The organism is Streptomyces sp. NPDC093510 (genome assembly GCF_040683555.1).
Lineage (GTDB): Bacteria > Actinomycetota > Actinomycetes > Streptomycetales > Streptomycetaceae > Streptomyces.
In genome coordinates this window covers 75464-87795 of record NZ_JBFBEE010000018.1, presented here as the reverse complement: position 1 = coordinate 87795, position 12332 = coordinate 75464, and the positions used below count along the sequence as shown (strand labels likewise).

Genomic DNA, 12332 nt, shown 5'->3' with positions numbered 1-12332 from the left:
AACACCGCCCCCACCAGCTACGCGTCAAGCACCCACGCAACATCCCGCACCAACGCCCCCCGCCACCCCGCCCGATCATGCCCGCACGCCCCCCGAGAGACCCTGACCCCCGCCCCGGCCCCCCGCACCAACGCCTCCGTCAGCTCACAGTGCGGCAGCATCCGCGTCTCGTGCTCCCCGACGTCGAACGCGATCCGCAGACCGGACAGGTCGGGCCGTTCCGCCGCCAGCCGCGCCGCGACCGCGCCCCCGACGGGCCCGCCCAGCGGGTCGCCCGAGCCCAGGGCGTCGGGAGTCCACCAGAACGACCCCGACTGGCAGGCGACACGGGACACCAGCTCCGGGAACTCCAGCGCCGCGTACACCGCGCTCAGCCCACCGAGGCTCTGCCCGGCGACCACGAGCCGCTCCAAGTCGGCGGGTACGCCGCTCTCCGCCACCAGCGGCAGCAGCTCGTCCCGTACGGCCTCCCACAGCGCGGGCTCGCACGCGAACTCGGCCTCCCGGTCCTTGGACGGCAGGAAGACGAGCGTGACGGGAGGCATCTCGCCGGCGGCGACGGCCGAGTCGAAGGCGGTCACGGCCGGGTGCAGGTACAGCCAGTCGTCCCCGTCGAGCAGCAGGACCAACGGCCCGCCACCGCCCGCCGCGTGGACCCGCACGGTACGCCGTCCGCCGAGCCGCTGGCTGGCCCACCGGATGCGGGTGCTCGGGAGCGGCAGGATGTCGTCGGCGCCGATGGCGGGCCAGTGGGGCTGGGCCGGGGCGTCCGGGGTCGCGGCGATGGACCGGTCCCCGCCCGCGCCGTCCGGGTTGAACGGATCGGCGTACGCCTGCCCCTCCGAGAGGAACTGGTACGTCACCCGCAGCCGCGCGGGCATCCTCACCTCGGCGTACCAGCAGTCCGTGTCGGCCCACCGGCGCAGCGGCACCGGCTCCGACCAGCTCTCGAAAACGATGCTCGCGGGCGAACCGCGCCACAGGAACAACGTCCTCCAGCCCCCGCCATCGCCCCCGCCCTCGCCGGCGTCACCGTCGGCGGGCACGGACGCGGGCGTACGAGCCGCCGCCCAGAACGCGTCGGTGCCGGGCTCGCCGGACAGTCCGAACTCGGCGAAGGCGCTGTCCGTGTCGGCCGCCAGGCGCATGAACGTCTCCTTGTGAGAGGGAAGGAAGAAAGGCTAAGCTCACATTAATTTAGGGGAGCCTAACCTAATCCTTCGGTCCCGCCCAAGATACGTACACCCCGCCCAAGGAGGCACCGACACATGAGCACCAACCCCTTCGACGACCCCGAAGGCCGCTTCCTGGTCCTGGTGAACGACGAGGGGCAGCACTCGCTCTGGCCGTCCTTCGCCGAGGTCCCCGGCGGCTGGACGATCGCCTTCGAGGAGAACACGCGGGACGCCTGCCTGGAGTACATCGAGACCAACTGGACGGACCTGCGCCCCCGTTCCCTCGCTGCCTCCGTGGACGGCTGACCTCCTCGACGCCCGGGAGGGAGACCGTCGATGCTCTGCACGAGACTGACGAACGCGCGCTTCCTCACGATGGATCCGGACCACTCCGTGGCCCATGACCTGGGCATCTGGCGGGGCCGGATCGTGGGCCTCGACGAGGCCGTCACCTCGCTGCCCGCGCGCGAGGTGATCGATCTGCAGGGCGCCACAGTGCTGCCCGGATTCGTCGACGCCCACGTGCACCTGGCCTGGGCCGGGTTCAAGGAGAACACCCCGAGCATCGCGGGCCGCACGCGGATCGACGACGTGCTCGCCGTCGTGGACGAGATGGCCGCCCGCGACGGCGCGCCCGGCGACTGGCTGAGCATCGCCGGGTACGACCAGCGGGCCCTCGGCCGTCATCTGACCGCCGCCGAACTGGACAAGGTCGGCCACGGCCGCAAGGTGTTCCTGCTGCACGACTCCGGGCACGGCTGCGTCGTCAACTCCGCCGTCCTCGATCTGCTCCCCGCGGGCACCCCGCACGAGAACGGCTTCCTGGCCGAGGGCGCGATGGGCGCCGCCCGCGCGCTGCGACTGCCGTACTCCCAGCGCGAGTTGGCGGAGGCGATCGGGCGCGCCGCCCGCACCTGTCTGACCGAGGGCGTCACCGCCTGCGCCGAGGCGGGCATCGGCGGCACCCTCTTCGGCCACAGCCCGGTCGAGCTGGGCGCCTACCAACTCGCCCGCGAGGAAGGCCTGCTGCCGCTGCGCGTGCAGCTCATGGTGTCCGCCGAGAGGCTCGGCCCGGTCGCCGCGCACGAGAGCGACGACATTCCGCGGGCCCTCGACCTCGGTCTGCGCACCGGCTTCGGCGACGACCGGCTCTCCGTGGGCGCCCTGAAGATCTACACCGACGGCGGCATGATGGCCCGGACCGCCGCGCTCAGCAGGCCGTACGAAGGACTCGACCACGCGGGTCAGTTGCAGGACGACCCCGAGGCGCTCGCCGCCACGATCGTGGACGGCCACATCGCGGGGTGGCAGCTCGCCGTCCACGCGATCGGCGACCGGGCGGCCGACCTCGCCCTGGACGCCCTGGAACGGGCCCAGCGCCTGCGGCCGCGGCCCGCAGCCCGGCACCGTATCGAGCACGCCGGACTGATCCGCCCCGACCAGCTGCCGCGCTTCGCCCGGCTCGGCGTGAGCGCGGTCGTCCAGCCCGGTTTCCTCCGCTGCTTCGGCGACGACTACGCGACGATCATGGGGGAGGAGAGGGCACCCTGGCTCTACCGTGGCCGAGGCTTCCTCGACCACGGCATCCCTCTCGTCGGCAGCTCCGACCGTCCCGTCACGAACGGATCGCCTCTGCGGGCCATCCAGTTCATGGTCGAGCGCGCCTCCGCGTCGGGCCGGGTGATCGGCCCGGACGAGGGCATCACCGTCGACGAGGCGCTGCACGCCTACACGGTCGCGGGCGCCCACGCCTGCCACTGGGAGGACACCCTGGGCAGCCTCACCCCGGGCAAGCGCGCCGACCTCGTCGTACTCGGCGACGACCCCCGCCACGTCGACCCGTCACGCATCGGCGACATCGAGGTGGCGGCGACCTACGTCGACGGCCGCGAGACGCCGCAGTAGGCGTCACGACGCGCTGGCGTAATGAGTACCGATTTATCGGCCTTCCGGCCTCAGGAGCTCGTGAGGATCACCAGCCGCTGGGTTGCCCGGGTCATCGCGACATAACGGTCGACCGCACCTTCGACGCCCTCGCCGAACGTCTCCGGGTCGACGAGGACGACCAGGTCGAACTCGAGCCCCTTGGACAGCTCCGGTGTCAGAGACCTCACACGCGCCGGAGCCTGGAACTTCTCGTGGAACGCGGGGCTGCCGATGACGCAGGCGATCCCGTCGTCATGCGCGGCGAGCCAGGTGTCGAGGACCGAATCCAGCTCCATGACCGTGCCGTGGGAGACGGGGATGCCGCTGCTGCGGATCGACGTCGGTACGTTGGCGTCGGGAATCTCGGCCCGGATCACCGGCTCGGCCTCCGCCATGACCTCTTCCGGGGTGCGGTAGTTGATGCTCAGGGAGGCCATCGTGACCCGGTCGATGCCGGCCCGCTCCAGGCGCTCCTGCCACGACTCGGTGAACCCGTGCCTCGCCTGGGCGCGGTCACCGACGATGGTGAAGCTCCGTGACGGGCAGCGCAGCAGCAGCATCTGCCACTCCGCGTCGGTCAGTTCCTGCGCCTCGTCCACGACGACGTGCACGAACGGGCCCGCGAGCCGGTCCGGGTCCTCGGCGGGCAGGCCGCCCTCGTCGATCAGGCTGTCCTGGAGGTCCTTGCCGTGCAGCATCCGGACGGCGCCCTCGCTGTCGTCACCGGCCGAGGCGAAGTCGGCGGCCGACAGGATCTGGTCGATGACGCCGGACATGCGCTCGCGCTCGGCGGCGACCGCGACGGCGTGCCGCCGCTTGCGCCGTGCCGACTCCGGGTCGCCGAGCCGCTGCCGTGCCGCGTCCAGGAGCGGCAGGTCGGACACCGTCCAGGCCTGCGGGGCCTCCTTGCGCTGCAGCTTCGTCACGTCGTCGCGGTCGAGCCAGGGCGCGCACATCCGCAGATACGCGGGGACCGTCCACAGGTCGGAGACGACATCGGCCGCTTCGAGCAGCGGCCACGCGCGGTTGAGGGTCGTGACCAGTTCCCTGTCCTGCCGCAGGGACCGCTGGAACATCTCGGGGGAGACGCCGTCCTCCTCCTCGTCCATGCCCTGCTTGTCCATGAGGATCGTGGCCAGTTCCTCCCAGATCAGCTCACGCGCCTCGTTGTGCGCGGTGGCCGGGCCCGGCGCCCGGAACGCCTCGGCCCAGTCGGCGCGGCTCACCCGTACCTCGGCCCAGGGTGTCCTGACCGTGACGCCGTCGGTCGGCGGCTCCTCGTAGAACGCGACGGCCTTCTCGATCGCCTTCACCATGTCGGCCGACGATTTGAGGCGGGCCACCTCGGGGTCCGTCTCGGGAGCCGCCGTGGCGCCCTCGGCCACGAGGTCCCGCAGCGTGCAGGTCTGTACGCCCTCCTCGCCGAGGCTGGGCAGGACATCGGCGACGTAGCCCAGGTAGGGCTCGTGCGGACCGACGAAGAGCACGCTGCCGCGGCGGTGCTTGCCGAGGCGCGGGTCGGAGTAGAGGAGGTAGGCGGAGCGGTGCAGGGCGACGACGGTCTTGCCGGTGCCCGGCCCGCCGTCGACGACGAGCGCGCCGCGCGAACCCGCGCGGATGATGGCGTCCTGATCGGCCTGGATGGTGCCGAGCACGTCACGCATCCGGGCCGACCGGTTGCTGCCGAGGCTGGCGATGAAGGCGGACTGGTCGTCGAGCGCGGCGTGGTGCTCCAGGCCGTCGGCGGTGAAGACCTCGTCCCAGTAGTCGCTGATCCGGCCGCTGGTCCAGCGGTATCTGCGGCGGCTCACCAGCCCCATCGGGTTGGCGTGGGTCGCGGCGAAGAACGGCTCGGCCGCGGGCGAACGCCAGTCGACGAGGAGCCGGTTGCCCTCGCTGTCGGTGAGGCCGAGGCGTCCGATGTAGAGGGGCTCGGAGCCGTCGGCGGTGACGACGTGCCCCAGACACAGGTCGAGTCCGAAGCGGCGCAGCGCGCGCAGCCTGCTGCTCAGCCGGTGGATCTCGGAGTCCCGGTCCATCGCCTCCCGGCCGATGCCGCCGGGCGCCTTGCGCAGGACGTCGAGCCGGCCGGTGAGGTCGGCGACGGTCTGGTCGAGGCTCGCCGCGATGGCGGCGAAGCGCTGCTCGTCGTGGCCGATCAGCGCCGGGTCGGCCTTGGGCGAGAGGTTGGCGGGCAGGTTGAACGCACTGGTGGTCAGGGGGGTCTCCGATATCCGCAGGATCAGGCTTAGGCCAGTGATTGTGCGGGACGACCGGGGTCTTGCCGCAAGTCCCCCGGTGCGCTATAAGTTGAGAGTGGCAAGAGGTGGGTACACCCTCTTGCCCTTTGTTGTTTACGGGCAAGATCCGCCCCGGCTGGACTCGCTAGTTAGGTAAGGCTAGCCTTATCTCGCTTGTCCCGTAGAAGAGACACGGCGACGAGCCGTTCTTCGATCGTGGAACACCGAGGAAGGTCCAGCCTTGATCACGGCTACGCCGCGCCCTGCCCCGCCGCAGCACGAGCTGTCGGCCCCGCCGCGGTACGAGCTCCCCGAGGGGATGCCCACCGTGCGCGCCGCCCGCGAGGAGGACGCCGCCGCGCTCGTCGCCCTGTCCCGGCCCTTCGTACGTTCCGGAGCGCTGCGCGAGCGATCGCCCTCGCTGTACGCGGCCCACGCGACCGACTTCCTCGTGATGGACGTACCCGGAAGCCCCCTCGAAGGCTGCGTGGGCCTCCGCGTCCACCCCGCCGCCGATCCTGCAGAGGAGCGCGAGGGGTGTGACGAAGGCCCCAGGGAGGCGGGCGTCCTGTACAACTTCTGCGTGGCCGGTCACAGGCAGGGCCGTGGAGTGGGCGCGGGGCTGCTGCGCGCCGTACTGGCCGTGGCGCACGCCAAGTCGCTCGGCGCCCTGTTCACGGCGACGACGGGGGGTGGCGACCTGTTCCTCCGGTACGGATTCGAGCCCGCGGACGCGCGTCTGGCACCCCCGTCCTGGGCGCGCTCGCTCGACCCCCGGCGCAACGCGCGGATACTCACGCGGAGCCTCTGACGCGGCGCATCACGTCGGCGCTACGTCACCTCGGCGTCGCGTCTCGGCGTCGCGTCACGTCTTGTGGCTCCCTCCCGGGGCGCACGGGGTCGGAAGCCGTTGTCCATGACGGTCAGACAGCGCACTCGGCGCGGTCCGTCACGCTGTCGGGGACCACGGTCGTCCCGGGGCTGGTCTCGCCGAGAACGCCTCGCAGCACGGCATGCGGCACTCGGCCGTCGAGAACATGAGCCTTGCGCACGCCACCGCGGACGGCCCGCAGGCAGCCCTCCATCTTCGGCAGCATCCCGCTCGCGAGCCCCGGGAGCAGCTCATCCAGCCTGTCGGCGGTCAGGCGCTCGATCACCTCGGTGCTGTGCGGCCAGTTCGCGTACAGCCCCTCCACGTCGGTGAGCATCACCAGACGTTCGGCGTCGAGGGCCACGGCCAGGGCCGACGCCGCGAGATCGGCGTTGACGTTGTAGACCTGCCCGTCCTCCCCGCGGGCCACGGGGGAGACGACCGGGATGTGACCCTGCTCCAGAAGCGTGCGCACGGCACCGGTGTTCACGTCCACGATGTCGCCGACGAGGCCGATGTCCACCGGCTGTTCGTCCACCCAGACCGACCGCCGCACGGCCGTCATCGTGTGCGCGTCCTCGCCCGTCATGCCGACGGCGAAGGGCCCATGGGCGTTGATGTGGCCGACGAGATCGCGCTGGACCCGGCCGGTCAGCACCATGCGGACCACTTCCATGGTCTCCGGAGTCGTCACCCGCATGCCCGCCGCGAACCGGGTCTCCAGGCCGAGGCGGTCGAGCATCGCGTTGATCTGCGGGCCGCCTCCGTGCACGACGACGGGGCGCAGGCCGGCCTGCCACAGCTCCACGACGTCCCGGGCGAACGTCCGTTGCAGTTCCGCGTCCACCATGGCGTGACCGCCGAACTTGACGACGATCACGCTGCCCCGCATCTCCGCCGACGCGAGAAGCGACGCGACGGACGGATCCATCGCATCCGCATTCGCATCTGCGGCCGTCCCCGCAACCGCGTCTGTTTCCATATCCGTGGTCATCCGCACTTCTGCTTCTTCCTCTGCCCCTGCTCCTGCCCCGTTCACGAGCTGTACGCGCTGTTCTCGTGGACGTACGCGGCGGTGAGATCGTTCGTCCAGATCGTCGCCGCCGCCTCGCCCGAGCGCAGGTCGACGGTGACCGTCACCTCACGCCCGGACAGATCCACCCGGTCCCGCGGCTCACCGGCCGCACCGTCCCGGCACACCCATACGCCGTTGATCGCCACGTCCAGGCGGTCCGGATCGAAGGCGGCGGAGGTCGTGCCGATCGCCGACAGCACGCGGCCCCAGTTCGGATCCTCGCCGTGCAGGGCGCACTTGAGGAGATTGTTGCGGGCCACCGACCGGCCCACCGTCACGGCGTCCTGCTCGGACGCCGCGCCGACCACCCGTACCTCGATCTCCTTCGAGGCGCCCTCAGCGTCGGCGACGAGCCGGAGCGCCAGGTCGCGACAGACGTTGTGTACGGCCTCGGCGAACTCGGCCGGGTCGGGCCGCACCCCCGAAGCGCCCGACGCGAGCAGCAGCACGGTGTCGTTGGTGGACATGCAGCCGTCCGAGTCCACCCGGTCGAAGGTGGTGCGGACCGCCTCCCGCAGCGTGGAGTCGAGCACCGGAGCGCTCACGTCGGCGTCCGTCGTGAGGACCACCAGCATGGTCGCGAGGCCGGGGGCCAGCATGCCGGCGCCCTTCGCCATGCCGCCCACGGTCCAGTCGGGGCCGGCTGCCACCGCCGTCTTGTGCACCGAGTCGGTCGTCTTGATCGCGACCGCGGCTGGCACACCGCCGTCCTCCGACAGCCGTGCCGCGGCGGCGTCGATGCCCGCCGTCACACGGTCCATGGGCAGCGTGACACCGATCAGGCCGGTCGAACACACCGCGACGTGACCGGGCTCGGCGCCCACCGCCCGCGCCGTGTGCTCGGCCATCACCCGGGCGTCGTCCTCACCCGCGGGCCCCGTACAGGCGTTGGCGCCACCGGAGTTGAGGACGACCGCGGCCAGGGCGCCGTCAGCGATCGCGCGCCGGGACCAGCGCACGGGCGCGGCCTGCACGCGGTTCGAGGTGAAGACCCCGGCCGCCGCGGCCGACGGCCCCCGGTTCACCACCAGCGCCAGATCCGGATCGCCGGACTCCTTGATCCCGGCGGACACTCCGCTCGCGAGGAATCCCCGGGCAGCGGTCACGCTCACGGAGCCACTCCATTCATGGGCAGGCCCATCCCTTCGGGAAGGCCGAGGGCGACGTTCATGCTCTGCACCGCGCCACCCGCGGTGCCCTTGGTCAGGTTGTCGATGGCGCCGACACAGACCAGCCGACGGGCGTCGGTGTCCACGGTCACCTGCACCTGCGCGGTGTTGGACCCGAGGACGGCGGCCGTGGACGGCCAGGTGCCGGGCGGCAGCAGACGTACGAAAGGCTCGTCGGCGTAGGCGCTCTCGTACGCGGCGCGTGCGGCGTCCTCCGCGGCGTCGGCTGGCACGTCGGGGCGCAGGCGTGCCGAGCAGGTCGCCAGGATGCCCCGGGGCATCGGTGCCAAGGTGGGGGTGAAGGAGACGGTCACGCGCTCGCCCGCGACGTGTGACAGGTTCTGCGTCAGCTCCGGAGTGTGCCGGTGACCGCCGCCGACTCCGTAGGGCGTCATCGAGCCCATCACCTCGGCGCCGACCAGATGCGGCTTGGCCACCCGGCCCGCTCCCGATGTCCCGCTGGCGGCGACGACGACCGCCTCCGGCTCCACCAGCCGCGCCAAGAAGGCCGGGAACAGCGCCAGGGTCACCGCCGTCGGATAGCAGCCCGGCACGGCGACGCGGTCGGTGCCCTTCAACGAGTCCCGCGCCCCCGGCAGTTCGGGCAGCCCGTAAGGCCAGGTCCCGGCGTGCGGCGAACCGTAGAACCGCTCCCAGTCGCCCGGATCGCGCAGCCGGAAGTCCGCCCCGCAGTCCACGACGAGGGTGCCCGGCTCCAACTGGCGGGTCAGGGCGGCGGACTGGCCGTGCGGCAACGCCAGGAACACCACGTCATGGTCCCGCAGGGACTCGGCCGACGTCTCCGTCAGAATTCTGTCCGCCACGGCGGCCAGGTGCGGTTGTACGTCCCCGAGCCGCCGCCCCGCGCTGCTGTGCGCGGTCACCGCGCCGATCTCGACCTCCGGATGCGACATCAGCAGGCGGAGGATCTCCCCGCCGGCATAGCCACTGGCTCCGGCCACCGCGGCCCGTACTGTCATGGTCTCCGTCTCTCGTGGCGTCCGTGTGTCTGCGTGACTGTGTGTCTGCACGACCGCGTGTCTGCTGCCTGCGTGACTGGGTGTTTGCGTGTTACTGGGTCTGTGGGCCCACTCGTATGCCGCCCGGGGTGCCGTCCGTGAGGTGATCAGGCGTTGTTCGGCTCCCTGTGCAGGAGCAGGCCGCGCAACAGGCCGTCCGTCGTGCAGACCATCCCGCTGCGTGCCGCCCAGCGCAGTGCCAGGGTGTGTTCCTCGGCGGAGAGGTCGGCCACCGCGTCGGCGACGACGAACGGCTGTATGTCGTTCATGAAGGCGTCCGCCGCGGTCAACAGGACGCCCAGGTGTGCGTACACCCCGCAGATGATCAGCTGGTCGCGGCCCTTCGACCGCAGCAGTCTGCCGAGATGGCTGCGCAGGAAGGCGTTGTGGCGCACGTTCGACAGCAGGTGTTCGCCGGGGCGGGGGGTGAGGGGCTCGACGATCGCGGCGGCTCCCGGCTCGTCCCCGATGCCCGGCCCCCACATGTCGGCGACCAGCCCCCGCTGCCCCGGGCCCTGCCCGGCGGGCTCCGCGCTGAAGATCACGGGCATGCCCAGCGTCGCGGCGAGTTCCCGGAGCGTCGCGATGTTGTCGACGAGCTCCGCCACAGGGGAGCGCCCCGTCGGCAATGCCCCCACGAAGTGGTTCTGCATGTCGTGGATCAACAGCGCCGCACGCACCGGATCGATCCTCCAGGAGACATGCGACTGGGGAAGGGCGGTGCGGTCCGGCATCGGGTAGGAGCCGATGGCGGGTAGGCCCATGGGTGATTTCCCTCCCCTGAAGACGCGCGCACCGCTGGGTCCGAACTGCGAAGTGACGTTAGCTTAGCCTAACCTAAATAGCGGGTTGGGGCGGTGGGCCGGTCGGCCGGCCGGGCGCTGATATGAGGCTCATTCTGACGCCGCGGCGGGCGAGTTCGCGGGGGCTGTGGATAACCCTTGGCGTGCCCCTGATCGTGGTTATCCACAGGGTCAACCGGACTTCTGCGTTCCGCGGGAGAGTCGGCGCATGACGAATCACAGCGAAGCAGCCGACCCGCACGACTCGTTCGACCCGCACGACTCGTTCGACCCGCACGACTCGTTCGATCCGAGCGACTCGTTCGATCCACGCGTCTCGCTCGAAGAGCCGATCGTCACCCTGCGCACACCGGCCGAACTGGCGGACGCCTTGCCGTACTTGCTCGGATTCAGGCCCGAGGAGAGCGTCGTGCTCATCGCCCTGCATGGCGAGAGGGGCCGGTTCGGCGGCCGCGTGCGCCTCGGCGTGCCCGAGCGCGCGGAGGACTGGCCGTGCATCGCGGAGCAGCTCGCCCAGTGCCTGGTGGGAGGGTGCGAGAGGAGGGGAATGCGCCCTGAGGGGATCGTCGCTTTCCTCTGTCAGGAGCCCGTCGGCGCGGAGACCGGGCAGCAGGTCGTGCAGCGTCTGCGGCCGCTGGCGCAGATGCTGCGCACGGCGTGCGGCCGCCTCGACGTCCCGGTGCTCGAAGTCGTGTGCATCTCGGAAGGCCGCTTCTGGACCTACTGCTGCCCGGACACTCGATGCTGCCCGCCGGAGGGCAGGCCTCTGCTCAGGCCGGGCACCTCGGTCCTGGCCGCCGCCGCGACGTACATGGGCGTCCGGGCGAGCGCCACGCAGAGCGAGATCAGGGGGCGGCTCGCCCCGTGGAACACGGCCGCGGCGACGGACCAGGAGCGGGCGCTCGACGCGGCAGGCCTCGAACTCCTCCCCAGGATGCTGAGCGAGGAGGACCACGAAGAGCATCACGCAGAGAGCCATGACGAGCGGCACGGCGAGCGGCACGGCGAGCGGCACGGCGAGCGCCGCGACGGCGGCGGTTGTGTCGCCGCCGAGACGCTGGACCTGGCCCGCCGGATCATGGCACGCCTGAAAGCCGCACCCTCAGCCCCCGACACCCTCGATGCGGACAACAGGGACGACGAGCTGATCGCCCACGACGAGGCGGCCGCACTGATCTTCGGCCTCCAACCCGGCGCGACCCGCGACCGTGCGGCGGAGTGGATGGAAGGAGACGAGGCGCCACCCGCGCTGCGCCTCTGGCGGGCCCTGGCCAGGCGCTGCGTCGGTGCGTACACGGAGCACGCGGCGGCGCCGCTCGCCCTCGCGGGCTGGGTCGCCTGGTCGCTCGGAGACCTCGCGGAGGGCCAGGAGGCCCTGGACATGGCGCTGAGCGCCGACTCCGACTACACCTTCGCCGTGCTCCTCAACCGCGCCTGCAACGAGGACATGGACCCGGAATCGATCCGCCGGTGCCTGCGCAGGCGGCGCGACGAGCGTGCCGTGCGGACGGCGTTCGACGAGGAGGCGCGGTCCCTCTCGGACTCTTCGGGTCCCGCACATCGGCTGGACTCTCCCGAGGCGCCGAAAGACGCTCCTCGTCGGCGACGCCGGCGACGGCTGTCCCGATCGGCGGACGAAGCGGGGACTCAGGCGGCCGGCACTCCTCGGCCCAGCACCCGCCCCGCTTCTCGTGCCGCTCTCAAGGACGTCGGCGGTACGCGAACCCCCGGCGGACCCAGCGGACCCGGCGGACCCGGCGGACCCGACGGCCCGGGCGCAGGGCCGCAGAACCGCCGCCGCACCATGCGTCGCGGCGCGCGGGACGACCGATGAGCGCGCGGTCACCGGGATGGGCCAGATGGTCGGCTTCCGTCGTGCGGGCGTGACTTGGAGCGGGGTCGGCCCGTTCACCTGAGTGGCGGTACCCGCAGGCGGGCCGCGCCGCCGCACCTCCTCGACCTCCCGACTCCCGTAGCGCAGACAACGCAGAAGAAGCTGCCTCATGTCTCTTCCCGTTCCGTCTTCCGTCTTCGACAGAGAGGGGCCCCGGCGA

Annotated in this window: 10 protein-coding genes; 4 read left to right on the top strand and 6 right to left on the bottom strand. The window is 71.7% G+C overall.

Features of this window, described 5'->3' with window-relative positions; genetic code table 11:
- Positions 1–17 precede the first annotated feature (17 nt).
- Positions 18–1148: an alpha/beta hydrolase-fold protein gene (locus AB0N81_RS27700; RefSeq protein WP_365362895.1), complete on the bottom strand. Its 1131-nt coding sequence runs from the start codon at positions 1146–1148 to the stop codon at positions 18–20.
- Positions 1149–1268: 120 nt separating this feature from the next.
- Here AB0N81_RS27700 and AB0N81_RS27695 point away from each other — a divergent pair, with 120 nt between their 5' ends.
- Together AB0N81_RS27695 and AB0N81_RS27690 are read left to right on the top strand one after the other, a co-directional pair.
- A complete protein-coding gene (locus tag AB0N81_RS27695) occupies positions 1269–1481 on the top strand; it encodes an MbtH family protein (RefSeq protein ID WP_365362893.1) in 213 nt (70 codons plus the stop codon).
- Positions 1482–1511: 30 nt separating this feature from the next.
- The gene (locus AB0N81_RS27690) at positions 1512–3080 is read left to right on the top strand and encodes an amidohydrolase (protein ID WP_365362890.1); all 1569 of its coding nucleotides are present in this window, start codon (positions 1512–1514) and stop codon (positions 3078–3080) included.
- Positions 3081–3130: 50 nt separating this feature from the next.
- Here the strand turns inward: AB0N81_RS27690 and helR are convergent, their stop codons facing one another.
- Positions 3131–5335, bottom strand: coding sequence for an RNA polymerase recycling motor ATPase HelR (gene helR, locus AB0N81_RS27685; RefSeq protein WP_365363031.1), 2205 nt, complete (start codon positions 5333–5335; stop codon positions 3131–3133).
- Positions 5336–5660: 325 nt separating this feature from the next.
- On the opposite strand from helR, the gene AB0N81_RS27680 reads away from it, so the two are divergent.
- Positions 5661–6152 carry an amino acid acetyltransferase gene (locus tag AB0N81_RS27680; protein ID WP_365363029.1) on the top strand — a complete coding sequence of 164 codons (492 nt, stop codon included), beginning with the start codon at positions 5661–5663 and terminating at the stop codon, positions 6150–6152.
- Positions 6153–6264: 112 nt separating this feature from the next.
- Here the strand turns inward: AB0N81_RS27680 and argB are convergent, their stop codons facing one another.
- The 4 genes from argB to AB0N81_RS27660 all read right to left on the bottom strand — a co-directional run bounded on the left by argB (position 6265) and on the right by AB0N81_RS27660 (position 10239).
- Positions 6265–7143 carry an acetylglutamate kinase gene (gene argB / locus AB0N81_RS27675; protein ID WP_365362887.1) on the bottom strand — a complete coding sequence of 293 codons (879 nt, stop codon included), beginning with the start codon at positions 7141–7143 and terminating at the stop codon, positions 6265–6267.
- Between the two features lie 104 nt (positions 7144–7247).
- Positions 7248–8399, bottom strand: a complete 1152-nt coding sequence (gene argJ / locus AB0N81_RS27670) for a bifunctional glutamate N-acetyltransferase/amino-acid acetyltransferase ArgJ (protein ID WP_365362884.1) — start codon at positions 8397–8399, stop codon at positions 7248–7250.
- On the bottom strand, positions 8396–9436 hold the full coding sequence (gene argC / locus AB0N81_RS27665) for an N-acetyl-gamma-glutamyl-phosphate reductase (protein WP_365362881.1): 1041 nt from the start codon (positions 9434–9436) through the stop codon (positions 8396–8398). Before argC ends, argJ begins: the two co-directional genes overlap by 4 nt.
- A gap of 146 nt (positions 9437–9582) precedes the next feature.
- Complete coding sequence (locus AB0N81_RS27660) at positions 9583–10239, bottom strand: isochorismatase family protein (protein ID WP_365362878.1); 657 nt, start codon at positions 10237–10239, stop codon at positions 9583–9585.
- A 247-nt stretch (positions 10240–10486) separates the two neighbouring features.
- On the opposite strand from AB0N81_RS27660, the gene AB0N81_RS27655 reads away from it, so the two are divergent.
- On the top strand, positions 10487–12112 hold the full coding sequence (locus AB0N81_RS27655) for a DUF4192 domain-containing protein (protein WP_365362876.1): 1626 nt from the start codon (positions 10487–10489) through the stop codon (positions 12110–12112).
- Positions 12113–12332 lie beyond the last annotated feature (220 nt).